A 20,385-nucleotide genomic window follows, 5' to 3' on the forward strand; every position below is an offset into this window, starting at 1 on the left:
CACCGCTTTCCGCTTATCTCTCTTTTAGAAGGGCTCTAACATGGCCGCTAAAGACGTCTATTTCTCGTCCGACGCTCGTGACCGCATGCTGCGCGGCGTCAACATCCTCGCCAACGCGGTGAAGGTGACCCTGGGTCCCAAGGGCCGCAACGTCGTCATCGAAAAGTCGTTCGGCGCTCCGCGCACCACCAAGGACGGCGTCTCGGTCGCCAAGGAAATCGAACTGTCGGATAAGTTCGAGAACCTCGGCGCGCAGATGATCCGCGAAGTCGCGTCGAAGACGAACGACAAGGCCGGCGACGGCACCACGACCGCCACGGTCCTGGCCCAAGCCATCGTCCAGGAAGGCCTCAAGTCGGTCGCCGCCGGCATGAACCCGATGGACCTGAAGCGCGGCATCGACAAGGCCGTCGCCATCGCCATCGAGGACATCAAGGCGTCCTCGAAAAAGGTCACCACCAACGCTGAAATCGCTCAGGTCGGCACCATCTCGGCCAACGGCGACAAGGAAGTTGGCGAGATGATCGCCAAGGCCATGGACAAGGTCGGCAACGAAGGCGTCATCACCGTCGAAGAAGCCAAGACCGCCGAAACCGAACTCGACGTCGTCGAAGGCATGCAGTTCGACCGCGGCTACCTGTCGCCGTACTTCATCACCAACGCCGACAAGATGGAAGTTCAGCTGGAAGAGCCGCTGATCCTCCTGTTCGAAAAGAAGCTGTCGTCGCTGCAGCCGCTGCTGCCGGTGCTGGAAGCCGTCGTCCAGTCGGGCCGCCCGCTGGTCATCATCGCTGAAGACGTCGAAGGCGAGGCCCTGGCCACGCTGGTCGTCAACAAGCTGCGTGGCGGCCTGCGCGTCGCCGCCGTCAAGGCTCCGGGCTTCGGCGACCGCCGCAAGGCCATGCTGGAAGACATCGCGATCCTGACGGGCGCTCAAGTCGTCAGCGAAGACCTCGGCATCAAGCTCGAGAACGTCTCGCTCGACATGCTGGGCCGCGCCAAGAAGGTCTCGATCACCAAGGACGACACCACGATCGTGGACGGCGTCGGTGAGAAGGCCGACATCGAGGCTCGTATCGCGCAGATCAAGCGCCAGATCGAAGACACCACCTCGGACTACGACAAGGAAAAGCTGCAAGAGCGTCTGGCCAAGCTGGCCGGCGGCGTTGCGGTCATCCGCGTCGGCGGCTCGACCGAAGTCGAAGTGAAGGAAAAGAAGGACCGCGTTGACGACGCCCTGAACGCGACCCGCGCGGCCGCCGACGAAGGCATCGTCCCGGGCGGCGGCACGGCCCTGCTGAAGGCCTCCAAGGCCCTGGCCGGCGTCACCGGCGACAACGATGACCAGACCGCTGGCATCGCCATCGTCCGCCGCGCCCTGCAGTCCCCGATCCGCCAGATCGCCGAAAACGCCGGCGTCGAAGGCTCGATCGTGGTCGGCAAGATCCTGGAAAACGACAGCAGCTCGTTCGGCTTCAACGCCCAGACCGAGCAGTATGTCGACCTGGTCGCCGACGGCGTCATCGACCCGGCCAAGGTGGTCCGCACCGCTCTGCAGAACGCCGCCTCGGTGGCCGGCCTGCTGATCACGACGGAAGCCGCGATCGTCGAAGCCCCGAAGAAGGCCTCGGCCGGCGGCGCCCCGGGCGGCATGCCCGGCGGCATGGGCGACATGGACTTCTAAGGAAGTCCATAAAGTCGCCCATCTCCCAAAGAGATCTGGATCGGCCCCGCCGATCCAGAGCGGCGACATGGACTTCTAAGGAAGTCCATAAAGCTCAAGAGCTGAAATGGATGAGGGCGGAGCCGAAAGGTTCCGCCCTTTTTCTTAGCTGTATGCGCGTTGAGTGTGGGCGCTAACGCGGCTGGAAATCCTCGTCCTTCGACAAGCTCAGGATGAGGATTTTGTGCGAACCGAGAGCAACAGTCGTCCTCACCCTGAGCGTGTCGAAGGGCGAGCCCCCTCCGCCGGGTCAATGGGTCGCGGAGCCGAACGCGCCGTCCCGCGTTAACCTCCCGTTCGGAAATCAGGACATGGAGGCGTCCATGGCGTATGTGCGTTTGCAGTCTACCCAGCATCGTCGGCGGCCCGTACGGGCGTCGGTCGTGGTTCTGGCCTTGGGCGCCTGGCTGGCGCTGGGCCTGATCAGCCAGGCGGCGTTCCAGCTGATCGGCTAGCCCCTTTCAGACGTCGCCGCGCCCGGCTACACCGCCTGCATGTTCCGCCAGCGCCCCGACGCCGATCTCATCGTTCAAGGCTGGGTCATCGGCGTGATGGTCGAGGTCCCCGGCGAGCGGGCGCCGGTGCGCCACTACTTCGCCGTCGGCAAGGCCGACCGGGCCCAGGCCGAGTGGACCGCCGTGGATTTGGCGATGAACGCCGGGCCAGTAGCCTCCAGTCCCGTCGGCGGCCACGAGCCGGTCGAAGCCCTGCGCGAGATCGTCGCCTATCGTATGCGCGATCTTGGCCTCAAGCCCGGTGAGGCCCGGGCGCTGGGCGACAAGAACCCGCGCCGCTGGCTGTCGCTGTAACGCGTCAGTGGCGCTTGCCGCCGCAGCCCGAGCAACCGCCGCCGCTCCCCCCGCCAATGCGGATCGAGGTCGAGGCCGTCGCCGAGGCGGTGGCCGAAGCGCTCGCAGACGCTGAGCCGCCCGCAAAGCCGCCGCCGCGCCAGCCGCCGCCGCCCACCAGCCCGACCCCGCCATAGCCGCCGCCGCGTCCGCCCGAGGCTTGGCCCAGATAACCCAGCGGCAGGGGCGGAAGCTCGCCGTAGCCGTCATGGTCTTCATAGTAGGACGAGCGCTCTTCATAGCGCTCGTCGCGATGCTGGATCACCCCGCTGTAGCCGCAAGGGTTGGCGCAGGGCGGCGGCGTGTGGACAGGTCCGCAAGGCCGGCCGCAGCTGGGCGGCGGCGCGGGTCGCCAATGGACGTCGCAGCGGCTGGCGCAGGGCGACGGCGGCGCGTAACCGCAGGAACTGGCGCAGGGCGCCGGGGCGACTGGACCGCAGGGAAGGGCGCAGGGTGAGGGACGCTCGACATAGCCGCACGGTTGGACGCAGCCCGGCGACGGCGTCGGGACCGGGCGGTCGACATAGACATAGATCGGCACCTGGATGATCTTCTCGACCACCTCGCCGGGCTTTTCGCTGGGCACGGGCCGATCGACATAGACCGGCTTCTCCACGACCTTTTCGACGATCCTCTCGACGGGCTTTTCGACGACGCGGTCGACATAGACCTTCTTCTCGACCGTACGGTCGACGTAGACCTTCTTCTCGACCGGTCGGTCGACGTAGATCTTCTTTTCGACAGGAACCTCGACCAGCTTCTCGATCGGAACCTCGATGCGCTTTTCGACGACCACCGGGCGCTCGATGATCACCGGCTTCTCGACCACCTTCTCGACGATCTGGGTGGTGGGACGGTCGATATAGACGCGCTTTTCGAAGACCACCGGGCGATCGACATAGACGATCTTGGTGCGCGGCTTAGGGGCGGCCTGTTTCGGGACAGGGCTGCGCGTCGGCGCGCCCGGGAAGCCGTCGGCCAGGGCGGGCGCGGCGCCCAGCGAAAGCGCGGCGAGCATGGCGACGCCCAGGCGGCAAAGGGTCTTGAAGCTGATCACCACACGCAGGCTCCGGCTGACCGTCCCGAACCGGGACGCGGCTTCGCCGTCGCGCAATGATCAGGCCAAGCCCTCTTGGCGGCCGCCGTTCTTTTGATCATTGTCGCGACCAAACGAGCGTTTGAGAGCGGGAGCGAACCAGGATGAAGCGGACTTTGACGGGCCTCGCGGCGATGGCGGTCCTTGGGCTGGCGAGCGCGGCGAACGCGCAGACCGCAGCGCCGGCGCCCAACGACTATGGCAAGCCCGAGTCGTGGCTGTGCCTGCCCGGCCGCGCCGACGCCTGCGCCGTCGACCAGACCACCACCATCGTCCAGGCCGACGGCAAGACCTCGGTCGAGACCTTCAAGGCCGCGGCCGCCCCGGCCTATGACTGCTTCTATGTCTATCCGACAGTGTCGACCGATCCGGGCGGCAACAGCGACATGACCATCGACGAGGCCGAGCGCCGGGTGGTCGACCAGCAGCTGGCGCGGTTCGCCTCGACCTGTCGGGTGTTCGCGCCGATGTACCGGCAGGTGACCCTGGCGGCCCTCCGCGCGGTCATGATGGGCCAAGGCTCGCCCGGAAACGCGGCCCTGGCCTATGGCGACGTACGCGACGCCTGGAACTGGTACCTGCAAAACGAGAACAAGGGCCGGGGCGTGATCCTGATGGGCCACAGCCAGGGCGCGCGCGTCCTGCAGGGGCTGCTGACCAGCGAGATCGACGGCAAGCCCGTCCAGAAGCAGATGATCGCCGCCTACATCATCGGCATGAACACCCCGGTCGAGGGCGGCAAGTACGGCTCCATCCCGCTGTGCGACAAGGCCGACCAGGTGGGATGCCTGGTCAGCTATGTCTCGTTCCGCGAGACGAGCCCGCCGCCGCCCATCAGCCGGTTTGGCAAGACCGACCCCGAGGGCCGCCGCGCCGCCTGCGTCAGCCCCGCCGCTCTGCTGGCGGGCAGGGCGTCAACGGATGAAGCGCCGCTGCAGGCCTATCTCAGCGCCAAGGGCTTCGGCGCGGTGTCGGGCGCGCCGCCCAAGCCGTTCGCCAAGGACCTGACGGTGTCGACGCCGTTCGTGTCGATGCCGGGCCTGCTGTCGGCCAAGTGCGTGGCCGAGGGCGACTTCACCTATCTGTCCGTCAAGGTGAACGCCGACCCGGCCGACCCGCGGACCGACGAGATCAGCGGCGACGTCGTCGTCGGGCCCGTGACCCTCAAGGACTGGGGCCTGCATCTGATCGACGTGAACCTGCAGATGGGCGACCTGGTCGCCCTGGCCGGCCGTCAGGCCAAGGCCTACGGGGTGAAGTGAGGCGGCTCCTTCTGCTCCCCCGCGATGCGGGGGAGCTGTCGCGGAGCGACTGAGGGGGCGAGCGCGGTCTGCGTCCAGCTGGCCCCCTCCGGCCCTCTGGGCCACCTCCCCCGCGATGCGGGGGAGGAAAGTTTACCCCCTACTTCGGCCCCGTCGCGGCCTTGAACAGCGTGCCGCCGAGCAGCAGCACCAGCACGAAGCCGACCAGGAAGAGGAAGAACAGGATCTTGGCGACGCCAGCGGCTGCGCCGGCCACGCCGGTGAAGCCCAGGGCGCCCGCGATCAGGGCGACGATGGCGAGGATGATGGCCCATTTGAGCATTCTTGGTTTCCTTCAGGAGCGCGCCGACGGCGCGGTTGGCAAATCAACGTCGCCCCAGCGTGCGGCGTTCCTTGTTTTCCCCGCCCGGCGCCTTTAACTCGAACCCCATGGCCTCCAAGCCCGAAAGCCCGACCGAACCCTTCAAGCGCGCCCTGGCGCACGCCGCGCGCTCGCTCGCCGAGACGCCGGATCTGGAGGTCGTGTTCTCGGGCGATGGTCCCCAGCTCCTGGGCAACCGGGCGGTCCTGCCGCATCCGCCGCGTGACCTCAACAGCCGCGAGGCCGCGCGCATCCGCGGCCTGGCCGACCAGATGGCCCTGCGCCTGGCCCACCACGATCCTATCGCCCACGCCCGCGCGCGGCCCAGCTCGCCCGACGGTCAGGCCGCTTTCGAGTCGATCGAGCAGGCGCGGCTGGAGGCGATCGGCGCCAACGCCTTGGGCGGCGTGCGCGCCAACCTGACCGCTGCCCTGGAGGCCCGGCTGGAGAAGCAGGGCCTGACCCGCGCCGTCGCCACCGACCGCCAGACCGCGCCGATGGCCGAGATCCTGGGCCTGATGGTGCGCGAGCGCCTGACCGGCGACGCCCCGCCCGACGGCGCCAAGGCCCTGGTCGACATCCTGCGCCATGACATCGAGGCTCGGGCCGGCAAGGACCTCGATCGCCTCGCCGCCGCCATCGACGACCAGGCCGCCTTCGCCAAGGTGACCCGCGAGATCCTGCGCGACCTTGATCTCTCCGAAGACATGGCCGACGCCACCGAGAGCGCCGACGAGGAAGACGGCGAGGACGACGCCCCCACCGAGAACTCCGACGAGGATCAGGGCGAGGGCGAAGGCGAGCAGCAGGAAGGCTCGGCCCCGCAGGAGAGCGAGGCCACCGACCGCGAGAGCGAGTCCGGCGACGAGGAGATGGTCCAGTCGGACCAGGAGGGCGAACCGGAGGAGTCCGACGAGAGCCCCGAGATGGGCGACGGCGCCAAGCCGGCCCGTCCCGACACCAGCGCCGGCCAGGGCGGCGAGCCGCAGTACAAGATCTTCACCACGGCCCATGATGAGATCATCGGCGCTGAGGACCTTTGCGACGCCGAGGAGCTGACCCGGCTTAGGGCCTATCTCGACCAGCAGCTATCGGCCCTGTCGAGCGTGGTCTCGCGCCTGGCCAACAAGCTGCAGCGCCGCCTCTTGGCCCAGCAGAACCGCTCGTGGACCTTCGATCTCGAGGAAGGGATGCTGGACGTCGCCCGCCTGACGCGGGTGATCATCGACCCGACCGCGCCGCTGTCGTTCAAGCAGGAGGAAGACCAGGAGTTCCGCGACACGGTCGTGACTCTCTTGATCGACAACTCCGGCTCGATGCGCGGGCGCCCCATCATGGTGGCGGCGATCTGCGCCGACATCCTGGCCCGCACGCTGGAGCGCTGCGGGGTCAAGACCGAGGTGCTGGGCTTCACCACCCGCGCCTGGAAGGGCGGGACCAGCCGCGACGAGTGGATCAAGGCCGGCAAGCCCGCCGCGCCGGGCCGCCTGAACGACCTGCGCCACATCATCTACAAGGCCGCCGACGCGCCGTGGCGACGCGCGCGCAAGAACCTCGGCCTGATGATGCGCGAGGGCCTGCTGAAGGAGAACATCGACGGCGAGGCCCTGATGTGGGCGCACCAGCGGATCATCGCCCGGCCCGAACAGCGCCGCATTCTGATGGTGATCTCTGATGGCGCGCCGGTGGATGACTCCACCCTCAGCGTCAATTCGGGCCACTATCTGGAGCGCCACTTGCGCCAGGTCATCGCCGAGATCGAGGGCAAGAGCCCCGTCGAGCTGATCGCCATCGGCATCGGCCACGACGTCACGCGCTACTACCGCCGCGCCGTCACCATCGTTGACGTCGAGCAGCTGGGCGGCGTGCTGGTCGAGCAGCTGGCGGCCCTCTTCGAGGAAGAGCCCCGGCAGATCGCCCGCACGCGCGGCCTGCTGGCGCCGCCGCCGGTCGTCACGCCCCAAGCGCCGAAGACGGCGGGCAAGGTTCTCGCGTGATCGGTCTGCGCACGGCGCTGGTGCTGGGCGTCATCGCGGGCCTGGGCGGCATGGCCACCCAGTGCGCGCCGCGTCGTCCGCCGGTCGTGGCGGCTCCCGCGCCGGTCAAGGTCGGCCCTGAGATCGCGGTCACCGCCACGCCCGTCCCGCTGGACGCCGCCAACCCGGCCAAGACCACTCTGGATGGCGGCTTTACGTATGCCGGGGGGCTGGTGCTGACCAGCGCTACCACGACGCGGCTGCACGGCCTGTCCGACCTGGCGGTCGGCGCGGAGGGCCAGCTGATGGCCCTTACCGACGACGGCGATCTGTTCGAGGCCCGTATCCAGCTGGACCCCAACGGTCGTCTGTCGGGCCTCACCGACGGCAAGCTGCGCCCGCTGCGCGGCCTCGACGGTCAACCGATCCAGGGAAAGCAGCAGGCCGACGCCGAGGGCCTGGCGGTGCTGCCCAATGGCGACCGGCTGGTCAGCTTCGAGCGCGATCACCGCATCTGGCTCTATCCGGTGCTGCCGGACGGCGGCTGGGGAACGCCCCGCCCCGCCCCCAAGCCCGCCACGGTCCTGCCCGACAACGAGGGCCTGGAGGCGATCGCCGCCTATCCGTCCGCCGGGCCCGACGCCTACATCGTGGGCGGCGAGGAGGGAGAGGTCTGGCTTTGCCGCCTGTCGGCCGATTGCAAGGCCCTGCCGCCGCAGTCCGGCCCGGACTTCACCTGGGGGCTGTCGGGCTTTGCGCCGTTCGCCGGTCCCGCCGTCGCCACCCTGCATCGAGGCTTCGACCCGGTGCGCGGCTGGCGCGCCATGGTCCGCTTCGTGGCTGACCCGACCGTGCCCGCGGCCCGGCAGCGCATCTCAGCCACCCTGCGGCTGGAAGGCTCGACCACACGCGACAATTTCGAGGGCGTGGCCCTGACCCGCTCACCGTCGGGCGGCACGCGGCTCTACCTGATCTCGGACGACAACGCCGCCGAGAGCCAGCGCACCCTGCTGCTGGCGTTTGACTGGGTCCCACCCCCACCGCCGCCGGCCCTGCCGCCCAAACCCGCCAAGAAGCCCGTCCGCAAGCGCTGAGCCGACTTGAGCGCGGCCAACTGGTTTCGTTGGCAACGAAATGGTACCGCTAACATTTTCGTGAGATGGCGCTCTTCGCACTTGCGAGAGACAACGTTGTCATAGACAAATGACAGCGACGGACGACGAGGCGAGATCCTGGGGGCCGTCAGAGGAACGCGTCGGGAGGCGGTTGCACTCAACCTCCTTTCCGGGACTACCCAACATGATCCGACTGCTTGTCATCGCCATCACCGCCCTGATGGCCACCACCGCCGCCAACGCCGGCGAGATCACCGTCAAGGTTCGGGGCCGCGCCACGCCGGTCGTCCACGCTGAGATCGTCGACGCCGCCCGGCAGCTCTGCAAAGAGGACCTGGCGGGCAATCCCCAGGCTTCTGACCTGACCCCCTTCTGCATCCGCGAGGTCACCCGCGACGCCGTGGTCCGCGCCAACAACGCCGAACTGCGCGCCTACAACAAGGGCCAGGGCCGCACCGCCTACCTGCGGTTGGCCACGCGCTAAGCGCGCGCCAGTTGCCGAGAATTGGCCCGCGGGACTCCGTCTCGCGGGCCCTTTCATGCGACCTGCTCACCTCCGGGCGCCAGTTGCGCTGATGACGGCGCCGCAAAAATTCAACGCGTGCGCCGCAACATAATCATTGATCACTCAATCAAGCGACGCTATACGCTCAGTGACGGCCCAACAGGCGACAGACCGGGGACCGGCCGTCAGAGGAACGCGTCTGGAGGGGGTTGATCACAACCTCCTTTTTGGACACTTCGACATGATCCGCTCGCTCGTTCTGGCCGCCTCGGCCATCGCCACCCTGGTCGCCGTTCCGGCCTCGGCTCAAGAAGTTCGCATCAAGGTCGCCGGTCGCCCGGCCGCTGAAGTCCGCGCCGACATCGTCAAGGCGGCTTCGAACGTCTGCTGGAAGGACGTCCGCGGCGAAGCCCTGGCCGGCTACCTGTACCCGGCCTGCATCCGCGCCTCGGTCAACGACGCCGTCGCCAAGCTCAACAGCCCGGCCCTGACCGCCTACAACACGGCCAACCCGGCTGTCGTTTCGCGCTAAGCGACCCTATTTAGTACCAAGCTTTCAAAACCCGCCGCGGCACAGGTCGCGGCGGGTTTTGCTTTGTCAGATGCGGGGTTGCGATGACGGGCGCCGATCCAAGTTTACGCACCATCGGCTCGTACCCAGCCGAAGATCAGTCGCGAGCCTGATCCAGTCGCTGGACGAGGTCGACGCCGGCGTCCGTGATCATCCAACCCGCCCGTCCGCGCGCGGCCAGGCCAAGGTCGGTGAGCGCGCGGGCGTCGCGGATATTGATCCAGTCGACATCCTCGCCGGACCGCTTGCGCGATAGATTCCTCAGCGCCTTCACCTGACCGGAGGGGAGGGTCATGGGACGACCGCCACGTGCGTCGGACCCGCCAGGATCAGTCGGTCGAATTCCGCAACTTCCCGCTTGAGCGTCGCTATAGCCGATGCGCTGACATCGACCGTGTTGGAACGCACGTGCAGCGTGCCCCCCTCGAAGCGGGCGAGCTGATCCTGAAGAAGGTCGCGCAGAAAGCGCCAACGTTGCTGAATTTGGGCGGGCGTTTGCATTTGGATCCTGCGGGGCGTCGAGGCGATGGGAAGACAGATGGAGCGCGTCAGTCAGCCGGCCAGAGCATTTTTCGAGCGAAGTGGTTCCGGTTCGCGTGAAGAAAAATGCGCCAAAACAAAAGATTAGAGCTCACGGCCTGACGCAGTCAGGTCGTGAAATGCTCTAGAGCGGCCAAACTGACCAACACAGGTCAGATCGCGAAGCCATGCTCGCCCGATATCCGAATCTGGCAGGCGTGACCCTGACCGATGCGTTCTCGAGCCCGTTTCGAGGCTGACGCCTTGGCGATGTCCTTGTCCGCCGATGCGCCGAAATAGACACCGGCCTCCTCCGCAGCCCAAAGGCCCTCATTGCGGCGGACCGTGATGACGATGCGTTCACCGAGAAACTTGTTCATGACTGTCCTTGAATGCGAGCGAGCAAAAAGACTGGAACGCCGCCATGGCCCTGGGTTGCGCGCAAGCGCGCTTCCGAGATCTGGGCCGCCTCGGCGGCGGGGTTAGCGACGGGCTTGGCGCGCAGCGTACTTGGCGTCTCGCTTGGCCTTGGCCTCGGCGGCGCTGAGCGCCTTGCCCTCCTTGCGGGCGCCGCGCTTGGCGGCCAGAGCGTCGGCATCGACGGCGGCCTGGGCTTGCACGGCGGCGTCTTGCGCGTCGGCGATCGCCTGCTTGGCGTTCGCGCGTGTCTGCAGGCGCGTCGCCCGGACCGCGTTGAGTTGTTCAGCCCGCATGGCGTCACGCTGCGCAAACAACGGGTCGGTCACCGCCGCCTTGGGGCGTAGCTTGGTGACCAGCAGCGCCTTGGCGGCCGCCGCCGTTTCGAGGCGCTTGGAGAATTTTGTGTCGTAGGTGGGGATCATGAAACCTTCAGCGGCTTGAGGGCAGGCTTGCCTGTCTGCGGCGGAGCCAGCGTGGGCTGGCGCTCACCCGGGCAGATGAAGACGCCCGTGAGCCTGAAGAGAGAAAAGGGCCGGCAGCGTGTGCTGACCGGCCCTCTTTCGTTACGCTGCGGACAACTGCCCGGCGGACATCTTGCCGCTGCGTTGGTCGCGTTCGAGCTCGTAGTTGAGCTTCTGACCTTCATCAATCGAACCCAGGCCAGAGCGCTCGACGGCTGAGATATGGACGAACGCATCCGCGCCGCCATCGCTGGGTTGAATGAAGCCAAAGCCCTTGGCGGCGTTGAACCACTTCACGGTGCCGGTAGCCATGTTTGTATCTTTCAGATGTGGGGACGCGAGGCCTCAAGCAGGCCCTGCGATCAAATTGTCGGAGAGGTTCTTGGCAGGCTCGAAGCCCGATCCGAAGAACAAGCGTGGAGAGCAACCGAGCCAGTGCGATATTCAATAAAGCAATATTGACCTATAAATAAGTTTTGCGCAAATCTTTTGTTTTAATGGCGAAAATTTTGACGAGTATTTTTCAACTTACGATGCGAATTTTCTAGCGAAATTTCATTCAACAGCGCGAAATATATCAGTATTTGCAATTGAAATTGCGGCCTGCGTTCACGCGAGTTTTCTTCGCCACGCAGGGCGACAAGGGCGCAGCCTTGGAGGTCGTCGGCGAGGACAAGCCAGCCGCGCTGCTCCTGGCGATGGACGCCTTAGGACGGGGAAGAATCCCCGCCTGATAGGGCAAGAAGGGGCGGGGATGGGGGAGGCGGACCTGTCGACAGAGTCTGCGCGCGGCGTCCACCACTGCGTCACCCCACCCTATACTCCCCCATCAAAGGGGGGGGGGGGGGGGGGATCTGAGTCTTCACACGCCGAGACCCTCCTGCGCGCTTGCCGCCCCCACGATGAAAAACCCGCCAGGATTACTCCTGGCGGGCTTTGAACTCGTCAGCCTTGAAGGGCTGGAAGCCTTAGGCGGCCTGAGCGGCGGCCTTGGCCTTGGCCTTCACCTGGGCCTTGATCTTCAGGGCGCGCGGCGACAGCTGCTCGTCCTTGGCGCCCAGCAGGAAGGTGTCCAGGCCGCCCTTGAAGTCGAGCGTGCGCAGAGCCGCGTTGCTGATGCGCAGCTTGAAGCTCTGGCCCAGCGACTCCGACTGGAGCGTGGCGGGCGACAGGGCCGGCAGGAAGCGGCGCTTGGTCTTGATGTTCGAGTGGCTCACATTGTGGCCGACCATCGGACCGATACCGGTAAGTTCGCAACGGCGCGACATGGTGGTTACCTTGGCTTGGGCGAAGCCCCGCCCTCTTGAGAAGAGCCTGGCCCGCTAAGATATGAATTCGGACACGCGAACCGAACGAGCCGGCCGCGCGAGAGCGGGCGATATAGGCGAAGGCCCGCCCTTGAGTCAAGGCTGGTCTGGGTTTGTCGGGCGGGTCGGCTTTTGCGATTGCGAAGGAACCCCACCCGCCCGCGCCGCCTTCAAGCACGGTTCATCTGGCGCCCTATATAGAAGTCGCCTGAAGGAGACCCGCCCCATGCGTTCGACCACCCTCGCCGCCTCCGCCCTGGCCCTCGCCGCCGGCGTCGCCGTGGCCGGATTCAGCCTGGCCCCGCCGATGGCCAGCGCGGCGAGTCGCGTCGCGACCCCGGCGGCGGCCCCCGCGAGCAGCAAGACGACGATTCTCCCCGGTCACTGGGAGTACGACTACAGGATCGGACCGATCCCGGCCGGCAGCGAGACCCGCTGCCTGAAGCCGGCCGATGTCGAGCAGTTCTCGCGCGGCATCTGCACCCGCAAGTACCGCTGCGACTACACCACCAATGTGGTCCAGAACGGCAAGATCCGGCTCAAGGGCTCGTGGACCGACAAGAAGGACCGCGTCGCGCCGGTGACCGCCGAGGGCAGCTACACGCCCGACCGCTTCAAGCTGAACATCAACATCAAGACCATCAACGGCCTGCCGCTGGCCGGCACCATGACCGCTAAGCGCCTGTCGGCCGACTGCCCGCCGGATCAGACCGCGGCCAAATAGCCCGCCGCGCGGAAACCGATTTGTGGTTAATGCGGTTTAAGCTACAACAGATAGTAGGGAACAAACACCGAATTGGCGAACGTCGCCGATTCGGTCCTGATTCGTTTCGCCCCTGTTCGGCGAAGCGTTAGCACGCGTTAAGCGGTTGTCAGCGGTTTCCGGGAGGGGTGGAGCCGTTCACGAATCCCTCTCTCTTCGAGAGAGGGATCTTGTTGGGCCGTTGGCGTCGGTCCGCCCAGGCTCAAAGCCCCCTACCCCCTCGGCGGGGCGACCGAGAACTCCAGATCAAACAGTGTCGGCGCGGCGCTGGTCTTGGCCTTCTCGATCGTCAACAGCCGGGCCTTGGTCGTCGAGCCGCCCGGCGCTGAGAAGCCGCCCATGCCGCCCGACGAGCCCAGCACCCGATGGCAGGGCACGACGATCGGCCAGGGGTTCTCGCCCAGGGCCTTGCCGACAGCGCGGGCGGCGCCGGGTTCGCCCATGGCGCGGGCCACCTCGCCATAGGTCGAGGTCTCGCCCGGCGGAATGGCCCGGGCGATGGCGTAGACCCGCAGGTTGAAGGCGCTCTGCCCCTCCACGTCCAGGACGACATCGGCGAGGTCATCGCGCCCGCCGGCCAGGAGGTCGCGGATGCGGTCTATGACGGTTTCGATCTCGGGCGGCGGCTCGGTCTCGACGGCGTCGGGAAAGCGCTTGCGCAGCCGCGCCCAGGCCGCGCCGGGCGTGGCCTCGGGCAACTGCACGCCAATCAGGCCGCCAGCGCCCCAGGCGAGGCCGCAGCGGCCGATCACGGTGTCGAAAAGGGCGAAACCCTGCGTGGTCATGGGCAAAAGCTAGCAGGCCTGTTGCGACTTGGCAGGCGGCCGCCGTACGTTTTCCAGATCTTGCTGTTTGGAGACCGCCCGTGCGCCGCCTTGTTCTCGCCGCCCTGCTGGCCGCGACCTCTTTGACCACGGCCCAGGCCGGCGACCTCCTGATCCATGGCGGGCCGATCCATACGGGCGTCGAGGCCGCGCCCAAGGCCGAGGCGGTGCTGATCCGCGACGACAGGATCCTGTTCGTCGGCCCGCTGGCCGCCGCCAAGGCCAAGGCCGCCAAGGATGTCCGCGCCATCGACCTGAAAGGCGCCGCCGCCTATCCGGGCTTCGTCGACGCCCACGCTCATCTGACCGGGATCGGCCTGCGCGAGCTGACCTTGAATCTCGACCAGACCAAGTCCCTGGCCGACCTCGTCGCCACGGTGAAGGCCTACGCCGCCGCTCATCCCGAAGGCGCGATCTATGGACGGGGCTGGATCGAGACCCACTGGCCCGAGAAGCGCTTCCCGACCAAGGCCGACCTCGACGCCGCCGCGCCAGGGCGGATCATCGTGCTGGGCCGCTCGGACGGCCACGCCAGCGTCGCCTCCAGCGCGGCCCTCGCCAAGGCGGGGATCACCGCCGCCACGGTCTCGCCCCCCGGCGGCGACATCCTCAAAGGTCCCGACGGCCAGCCCGACGGCATGCTGATCGACCACGCCCAGTCCCTGGTCCGCGCGGTCATTCCGCCGCCGAACGAGGCCCTCAAGCGTGAAGCCCTGCGCAAGGCCAGCCAGATCTACGCCGCGCGCGGCTGGACCGGCATGGCCAATATGAGCGTCATGGCCGACGACCTGGCCCTGCTGCGCGACGAGGCCGCCCAAGGCCGCTTCCACATCCGCATCGACAACTACATGGATCCCAGCGGCGCCGAGGAGGTGCTGACCAAGGGGCCGCAGACCGACGCCACAGGCCTGATCCGCGTGCGCGGGATCAAGCTCTACATGGACGGCGCCCTGGGCTCGCGCGGCGCGGCCCTGCTGGAGCCCTACAGCGACGCCGACACCCTGGGCCTGCAGCTGACCCAGCCTGAGCAAGGTCTGGCTCTGATGAAGCGGGCCAAGGCCGCCGGGGCTCAGGTCGCCATGCACGCCATTGGCGATCGCGGCAACCGCCTGGTGCTGGACTGGTTCGAGCAGAGCCTGGGCGCAGACGCCAAGGCCGCGCGCTGGCGCAACGAGCATTCGCAGATCGTCGCCGACACCGACGTCCCGCGCTTCGCCAAGCTGGGCGTCATCGCCTCGATGCAGCCCAGCCACGCCATCGGCGACCTCTTCTTCGCCCCCGCGCGCCTGGGCAAGGCGCGCCTGCACGAGGGCTATCGCTGGAGCGACTTCCTGAAGGCCGGCGTCGTGGTGGCGGCAGGCTCGGACGCGCCCGTGGAGGTCGGCGACCCGCGCATCGAGTTCTACGCCGCCATCTATCGCCACAGCCTGGACGGCTTCGCCAACGAGGACTGGCATCTCGACCAGGCCGTCAGCCGGGCGGAAGCGCTGAAGATGCTGACCCTGGCGCCGGCCTACGCCGTGTTCCGCGAAAAGGAGCTGGGCACCCTGGAGGTCGGCAAGAAGGCCGACGTCACCGTCTTTGACCGCGACCTCATGACGGTGGAGCCCAAGGCGATCCTCACCGCCCAGCCGGTGCTGACGGTGGTGAACGGCAAGGTGGTGTTCGAGAAGTAGCCGTCCGCTGATCAGGCGGCGCGGTCGCCCACCAGCGCGGCCTGCAGATCGGCGATCATGATCGGCTTCTGCACCACGCCGTCCATGCCGGCGGCGTGGTAGGTCTCGATCTGGTGGGGCATGGCGTTGGCGGTCAGGGCGACGATCCGCGTGGCGGGAAGGCCGCGCTCGGCCTCGAGGCGACGGATTTCCAGTGTGGCGTCGACGCCGTTCTTCAGCGGCATCTGGATGTCCATCAGCACCAGATCCCAAGCGCCGGTGCGCCAGGCCCGCACCACCGCCTCGCCATCGGCCACGATCACCGGATCGATGCCGAGCGCGTTCAGGACCGTCCGCACGACCCGTTGATTGGCCTCGTTGTCCTCGGCCACCAGCACGCGCAGCATCTGGTCCTGGCTGATCGCGCGCTCGCTCGCCCGGTCGCGGTTCATCGGCAGGATGACGGTGAACAGGCTGCCCTGGCCCATCTGGCTCTCGACCTCCAGCCGGCCGCCCATCAGGCCCACCAGACGGTGGCAAACGCTCAGCCCGATCCCGGCGCCGCCGAAGGCCCGCGTCGAGGCGTCGTCAACCTGGGTGAAGGCCTCGAACAGACGCGGCAGCGCCTCGGCGTCTATCCCCATGCCCGTGTCGGCGACCGACAGGATGAGCTCGCCCGCCTTGGCCGACGCCGTCACGCGCACCTGCCCGGCTGCGGTGAACTTCAGGGCGTTGGCGACCAGATGATAGAGGATCTGGTGCAGGCGCCGCGCGTCGCCCATCCAGCGCCCCTCGGCCTCGGCGTCGACCTCGATCTGCAGCGCGACGCCCTTGTCCTCGGCCATCAGGACGGCCGCATCGCACGCTTCGCCGATGGTCGTGGCGAGGTCGAAAGACTTGTTCTCCAGCCGGATGGCGCCGCGCTCAAGGTCCGAGAGATCGAGGATCTCGTTGAGCAGCATCAGCAGAACCGAGCCCGAGCTCACGATCAGCTCGACCCGTTCGCGCTGGGACGGCACCATCGGCTCGCGCAGCAGCGACTGGCTCATCCCCAGGACGCCATTGAGCGGCGTGCGCAGTTCATGGCTCATATTGGCCAGGAACCGTTCCTTCAGGCGATTGGCGTTCTCCGCCGCCTCCCGCGCCAGCGTCGCCTCGTGCAACGCCGTCTGGCGATCGGCGTCATAGGCCTCCAGCGTCGCCAGCAGGCGATTGAAGCGCTCGGTCAGCAGGCCCAGTTCGTCGCGGCGCGCCACGGGGACCCGGGCGCTGAAATCCTTGGAGGTGGCGGCCTGATCGACCGCCTCGACCAGCGCGCTGAGCGGCGCCAAAGCCTGGCGCGTCAGCCGCCGGGCCATCAGGCCAGCGCCCGCCAGGGCCGCTGCGGAGAGCAGGAGGGCGATGGCGATGTTGACGAAGCGCGAGACCAGCAGGTCCTGTCCGTCAACCAGCACCGCGATGGCGCCGACCTGTTCGCCGTCCACACGGATGGGCGCGAAGGCCTCGAGCTGGACGCCGCGATAACGGAACTCCGGCGCCGTCACCGGCTTGACCGCCGGCGGCCCGAACGTGGCGCCCTGGCTGGCGAAACGGATCTCGCGCCCTTGGGCTGGGGCGTAGGTCACCGCGATCTTTCGATCGCTGGCGGCGATCAGCTCCCGGATGGTGTCAACCGCCGCGACCTCCTCGCGCGCCACATGGGCGTGGGCCGAACGCGCCAGGGCGTCGGCCAGAACCAGGGTTTCCTGCGCCAAGGCCTCGCGGTCGACCCGCCAGTTCCGCCACTGATAGACCGAGAAGGCGGCGAGAAGCGCGACGATCGTCGACAGCAACGCCACGCCGACGATCTGCGTCTCGAGACGGCGTTTGCCGCTCGGCGAAGAGTCGGCGTTAGCGCCTGTGGTCATTCGCTGGAATCCCGTGTGGAGGACCAAGTTGAACTGTGTTGCCGATAAGGCAGAACGAAAAGGTGTACTCTGATCGGGTGCGACGACAGGTCGCGGGCGGCCTTGCGTCGCCGCAGCGCTTGCCCCATGTCGATTCCCGCCCCACCTTCGGCTCATGAGTGACCGTTCGACCGGCCTGGCCCCTTCGAAGCTGACCGCGGTCCTGGGCCCCACCAACACCGGCAAGACGCACCTGGCTGTCGAGCGGATGCTGGGTCACGCCTCGGGCATGATCGGCCTGCCGCTGCGCCTTCTGGCGCGCGAAATCTATGACCGCATCGTCAAGCTGCGCGGCAAGGCCGCCGTTGCTTTGATCACCGGCGAGGAAAAGATCGTCCCGGCGCGAGCGGCCTATTTCGTCTGCACGGTCGAGGCCATGCCGCTGGGCCGCGAGGTCGAGTTCCTGGCCGTCGACGAGATCCAGCTGTGCGCCGATCCCGAGCGCGGCCATATCTTCACGCACCGCCTGCTGCACGCGCGCGGAAAGTTCGAGACCATGTTCCTGGGCGCGGGGACCATGGCCCCGCTCGTGCGCCGCCTTCTGCCCGACGCCGAGATCGTCAGCCGCGAGCGGTTCTCGAACCTCTCCTACGCCGGCTCCAAGAAGCTGACCCGCCTGCCTCGGCGTACGGCGATCGTCGCCTTCTCCACCGATGCGGTCTACGCCATCGCCGAGCTGATCCGGCGTCAAAGAGGTGGAGCGGCCGTGGTCATGGGCAGCCTCTCGCCCCGCACCCGCAACGCGCAGGTGGCCCTCTACCAGTCCGGCGAGGTCGACTTCCTGGTGGCCACCGACGCCATCGGCATGGGCCTGAACATGGACGTCGACCACGTGGCCTTCGCGGGCCTGCGAAAGTTCGACGGCAAGCGCACGCGCTGGCTCTATCCGCAGGAGGTGGGCCAGATCGCCGGGCGGGCGGGCCGCTACACGCGCGACGGCACCTTTGGCGTCACCGGCGACTGCGAGGAGATCGACGAGGACCTCGTGGAGGCCGTCGAGAGCCACACCTTCGAGCCGATCACCCAGGCCGAGTGGCGCAACGCCAAGCTTGATTTCGGCTCGCTGCCCGGCCTGCTGCGGTCACTGTCCGAGACGCCCGGACGCGGCGCTCTCAAGCTTTCGGACGAAGCGCTGGACGAGCGCACCCTGCGGGCCCTGGCCCAGCAGGAAGATGTCATCAAGCGCTGCAAGGCCGACCGCTCTGCGCTGATCCGCCTGTGGGAGGTCTGCCAGACGCCGGACTTCCGCAAGACCACCGACGACGACCACCAGCGCATGGCGCGGACCCTGTTCGACGACCTGACCACCGGCCGCAAGCGCCTGCCGGAGGATTGGGTGGGGGCGCAGTTCAAGGCCTTGGACCGCACCGACGGCGAGATCGACAGCCTGGCCGCGCGCCTGTCGGGCGTGCGCACGCTCAGCTACATCGCCAACCGTCCCGACTGGGTGGCCAATCCCGCCCACTGGCAGGGCCTGACCCGCCAGCTGGAGGACCGGATCAGCGACACCCTGCACGAGAAGCTGATGGCCCGGTTCATCGACCGGCGCACCAGTGTGCTGCTCAAGCAACTGGGCGAGCGCGAGACCCTCTACGCCGGCGTGGGTCAGGACGGTGAAGTGACGGTCGAGGGCCATGTGGTCGGCCACCTGTCGGGCGTGGCCTTCACCCCGGCCAAGGGCGCCTCGCCGCTGGAGGAAAAGGCCCTGCGCAACGCCGCCCAGCGGGCGGTCGGCCCCGAGATCGCCCGGCGCCTGGGCCTGCTGGCCAGCGAGGCCGACGACGCCTTCGCCCTGACGCCGGACGGCGCGATCCTTTGGCGTGGCGAGGTGGCGGGCGCGGTGCGCCGCGACCAGCCCCTGCTCTCCCCGCGCGCCCGCCTGTTGGGTGACCTTGGCCCCGCCGCCGTGCGCGAACGGGCCGAGCGGCGGCTGGACGCCTTTCTGGCCGGCGAAGTCGACCGGCACCTTGCGCCGCTGCGCAAACTTGAGCGGGCGCTGGCCGGCGGCGAGCTTCGCGGCCTGCCGCGCGGGATCGCCCACCGGCTGCTGGAGGCCGGCGGGGTGCTCGATAAGCGGCCGGTCGATCCGGAGTTGAAGGCGCTGAGCCAGGGCGAACGCCGCACATTAAAGAGCCTGGGCGTGAGGATCGGGGCGTTCAGCCTGTTCTGCCCGGGCGTCCTTAAGGCCGAGGCGATCGCCTGCGCGCGGGCCCTGAACCCGGCCGGCTGGCGTGGCGCCCTGACCACGCTGGAGAAACTCCCCACGCCCGAGCCCAGCGCGCGCGCGCTGTCGGCCAGCGGCCTGCGCGCGGTCGCCGGCTTCAGCATCCCGGTGGAGCAGCTGGAAAAGCTGGACGCCCTGCTCCGCGCCGCCCAGCAGCACGGGGGCGTCGTCTTGACCGAGGCGGCCCTCGCCGATCTTAGCTGGACCGACAAACAAGCCGCCGCCGTGCTGCGCGCGCTCGACTACACGCCCGCCATCCGCGCCAAGCCCGACCAGCCGATCGTCTGGAAACGTCGTGGCGCCGAGAAGCTGGAACAGAAGCCGGTCAAGGCGCGTCCCGACTCGCCGTTCGCGGCGCTCGCCAAGCTGACCGAGCCGCCGCCTGCGCCTGCGCGCCGGAAGAAGCCGCGTCGCCGCAAGCCGGCGGCGGCCAAGGCGCCGAAGCAGGCCGCTTCATGACCACACACGACGACGCGATCAACGACGCGGTGCGGGCCGATGTCTGGCTGTGGCGGGCGCGGTTCTTCAAGACCCGCTCGCTGGCCGCCCGGTTCGTCGAGGAAGGCCGCATCCGCCTGACCCGCGCCGGGACCGAAAGCCGGATCGACAAGCCCTCGCGCACGCTCAAGCCCAGCGACGTGCTGGTGTTCGGCCTGGCCGGCCGGGTGATCGCCGTCCGCGTTCTCGACTGCGGCGAACGCCGGGGCCCGGCGTCGGAGGCGCGGGGGCTGTACGAGGCGGTGGAGGGTTAGGACCTACTAGTTCCTCCCCCGCGCTGCGGGGGAGGTGGCCCAGAGGGCCGGAGGGGG

The 20,385-nt window shown here is 68.0% G+C and carries 22 protein-coding genes and 1 pseudogene; 12 read left to right on the forward strand and 11 right to left on the reverse strand.

Annotated elements, in window-relative coordinates; all coding sequences use genetic code 11:
- Positions 1-40 precede the first annotated feature (40 nt).
- A complete protein-coding gene (gene groL / locus J2X45_RS11305) occupies positions 41-1,684 on the forward strand; it encodes a chaperonin GroEL (protein ID WP_310214683.1) in 1,644 nt (547 codons plus the stop codon).
- Positions 1,685-1,856: 172 nt separating this feature from the next.
- On the opposite strand, the pseudogene J2X45_RS11310 reads toward groL, so the two are convergent.
- A pseudogene (locus J2X45_RS11310) lies at positions 1,857-1,958 on the reverse strand (hypothetical protein); the annotation flags it as partial.
- Positions 1,959-2,046: 88 nt separating this feature from the next.
- Between J2X45_RS11310 and J2X45_RS11315 the strand changes: the two are divergent.
- Together J2X45_RS11315 and J2X45_RS11320 are read left to right on the forward strand one after the other, a co-directional pair.
- A complete protein-coding gene (locus J2X45_RS11315; protein ID WP_310214684.1) occupies positions 2,047-2,178 on the forward strand; it encodes a hypothetical protein in 132 nt (43 codons plus the stop codon).
- Between the two features lie 39 nt (positions 2,179-2,217).
- Positions 2,218-2,532, forward strand: a complete 315-nt coding sequence (locus J2X45_RS11320) for a hypothetical protein (protein WP_096032523.1) — start codon at positions 2,218-2,220, stop codon at positions 2,530-2,532.
- Between the two features lie 4 nt (positions 2,533-2,536).
- Here the strand turns inward: J2X45_RS11320 and J2X45_RS11325 are convergent, their stop codons facing one another.
- Positions 2,537-3,628, reverse strand: a complete 1,092-nt coding sequence (locus J2X45_RS11325; RefSeq protein WP_310215294.1) for an IMCp domain-containing protein — start codon at positions 3,626-3,628, stop codon at positions 2,537-2,539.
- A 143-nt stretch (positions 3,629-3,771) separates the two neighbouring features.
- Between J2X45_RS11325 and J2X45_RS11330 the strand changes: the two genes are divergently transcribed.
- Complete coding sequence (locus J2X45_RS11330; RefSeq protein WP_310214686.1) at positions 3,772-4,929, forward strand: DUF3089 domain-containing protein; 1,158 nt, start codon at positions 3,772-3,774, stop codon at positions 4,927-4,929.
- Positions 4,930-5,068: 139 nt separating this feature from the next.
- Here J2X45_RS11330 and J2X45_RS11335 read toward each other — a convergent pair whose 3' ends face one another.
- Positions 5,069-5,251, reverse strand: a complete 183-nt coding sequence (locus J2X45_RS11335; RefSeq protein WP_310214688.1) for a DUF1328 family protein — start codon at positions 5,249-5,251, stop codon at positions 5,069-5,071.
- Positions 5,252-5,358: 107 nt separating this feature from the next.
- Between J2X45_RS11335 and cobT the strand changes: the two genes are divergently transcribed.
- From cobT to J2X45_RS11355, 4 genes are all read left to right on the forward strand, one after another.
- A complete protein-coding gene (cobT, locus tag J2X45_RS11340) occupies positions 5,359-7,287 on the forward strand; it encodes a cobaltochelatase subunit CobT (protein ID WP_310214689.1) in 1,929 nt (642 codons plus the stop codon).
- Complete coding sequence (locus J2X45_RS11345) at positions 7,284-8,360, forward strand: esterase-like activity of phytase family protein (protein WP_310214691.1); 1,077 nt, start codon at positions 7,284-7,286, stop codon at positions 8,358-8,360. The genes cobT and J2X45_RS11345 overlap by 4 nt, the downstream gene beginning before the upstream one ends.
- A gap of 205 nt (positions 8,361-8,565) precedes the next feature.
- Positions 8,566-8,865, forward strand: coding sequence for a hypothetical protein (locus tag J2X45_RS11350; RefSeq protein WP_310214693.1), 300 nt, complete (start codon positions 8,566-8,568; stop codon positions 8,863-8,865).
- Between the two features lie 262 nt (positions 8,866-9,127).
- Positions 9,128-9,418, forward strand: a complete 291-nt coding sequence (locus J2X45_RS11355; RefSeq protein WP_310214695.1) for a hypothetical protein — start codon at positions 9,128-9,130, stop codon at positions 9,416-9,418.
- 136 nt (positions 9,419-9,554) lie between these two features.
- Here J2X45_RS11355 and J2X45_RS11360 read toward each other — a convergent pair whose 3' ends face one another.
- From J2X45_RS11360 to rpmB, 6 genes are all read right to left on the reverse strand, one after another.
- Positions 9,555-9,752, reverse strand: coding sequence for a hypothetical protein (locus J2X45_RS11360; protein WP_310214698.1), 198 nt, complete (start codon positions 9,750-9,752; stop codon positions 9,555-9,557).
- Positions 9,749-9,958 (reverse strand): hypothetical protein, encoded by a 210-nt coding sequence (locus J2X45_RS11365; RefSeq protein WP_310214701.1) that lies wholly within the window; start codon positions 9,956-9,958, stop codon positions 9,749-9,751. The genes J2X45_RS11360 and J2X45_RS11365 overlap by 4 nt, the downstream gene beginning before the upstream one ends.
- Before the next feature lie 191 nt (positions 9,959-10,149).
- Complete coding sequence (locus tag J2X45_RS11370; protein ID WP_310214704.1) at positions 10,150-10,356, reverse strand: hypothetical protein; 207 nt, start codon at positions 10,354-10,356, stop codon at positions 10,150-10,152.
- 102 nt (positions 10,357-10,458) lie between these two features.
- Complete coding sequence (locus tag J2X45_RS11375) at positions 10,459-10,818, reverse strand: DUF6481 family protein (protein WP_310214707.1); 360 nt, start codon at positions 10,816-10,818, stop codon at positions 10,459-10,461.
- 141 nt (positions 10,819-10,959) lie between these two features.
- Positions 10,960-11,169 (reverse strand): cold-shock protein, encoded by a 210-nt coding sequence (locus tag J2X45_RS11380; RefSeq protein WP_062099076.1) that lies wholly within the window; start codon positions 11,167-11,169, stop codon positions 10,960-10,962.
- Between the two features lie 656 nt (positions 11,170-11,825).
- Positions 11,826-12,125: a 50S ribosomal protein L28 gene (rpmB, locus tag J2X45_RS11385; RefSeq protein WP_010918547.1), complete on the reverse strand. Its 300-nt coding sequence runs from the start codon at positions 12,123-12,125 to the stop codon at positions 11,826-11,828.
- Between the two features lie 265 nt (positions 12,126-12,390).
- On the opposite strand from rpmB, the gene J2X45_RS11390 reads away from it, so the two are divergent.
- Positions 12,391-12,888 (forward strand): DUF3617 family protein, encoded by a 498-nt coding sequence (locus tag J2X45_RS11390; RefSeq protein WP_310214709.1) that lies wholly within the window; start codon positions 12,391-12,393, stop codon positions 12,886-12,888.
- A 251-nt stretch (positions 12,889-13,139) separates the two neighbouring features.
- On the opposite strand, the gene J2X45_RS11395 is transcribed toward J2X45_RS11390, so the two are convergent.
- On the reverse strand, positions 13,140-13,712 hold the full coding sequence (locus J2X45_RS11395; RefSeq protein WP_310214712.1) for a methylated-DNA--[protein]-cysteine S-methyltransferase: 573 nt from the start codon (positions 13,710-13,712) through the stop codon (positions 13,140-13,142).
- An 80-nt stretch (positions 13,713-13,792) separates the two neighbouring features.
- Between J2X45_RS11395 and J2X45_RS11400 the strand changes: the two genes are divergently transcribed.
- Positions 13,793-15,427, forward strand: a complete 1,635-nt coding sequence (locus J2X45_RS11400) for an amidohydrolase (RefSeq protein ID WP_310214714.1) — start codon at positions 13,793-13,795, stop codon at positions 15,425-15,427.
- Positions 15,428-15,438: 11 nt separating this feature from the next.
- Here J2X45_RS11400 and J2X45_RS11405 read toward each other — a convergent pair whose 3' ends face one another.
- Complete coding sequence (locus J2X45_RS11405; RefSeq protein WP_310214717.1) at positions 15,439-17,313, reverse strand: ATP-binding protein; 1,875 nt, start codon at positions 17,311-17,313, stop codon at positions 15,439-15,441.
- A 154-nt stretch (positions 17,314-17,467) separates the two neighbouring features.
- On the opposite strand from J2X45_RS11405, the gene J2X45_RS11410 reads away from it, so the two are divergent.
- Positions 17,468-20,035 carry a helicase-related protein gene (locus tag J2X45_RS11410; RefSeq protein ID WP_310214719.1) on the forward strand — a complete coding sequence of 856 codons (2,568 nt, stop codon included), beginning with the start codon at positions 17,468-17,470 and terminating at the stop codon, positions 20,033-20,035.
- Positions 20,032-20,328, forward strand: a complete 297-nt coding sequence (locus J2X45_RS11415; protein WP_310214723.1) for an RNA-binding S4 domain-containing protein — start codon at positions 20,032-20,034, stop codon at positions 20,326-20,328. The genes J2X45_RS11410 and J2X45_RS11415 overlap by 4 nt, the downstream gene beginning before the upstream one ends.
- Positions 20,329-20,385 lie beyond the last annotated feature (57 nt).

Origin of the sequence: Caulobacter sp. BE264 (assembly GCF_031457805.1) — a bacterium.
In the GTDB taxonomy this organism is placed as follows: Bacteria; Pseudomonadota; Alphaproteobacteria; order Caulobacterales; family Caulobacteraceae; genus Caulobacter.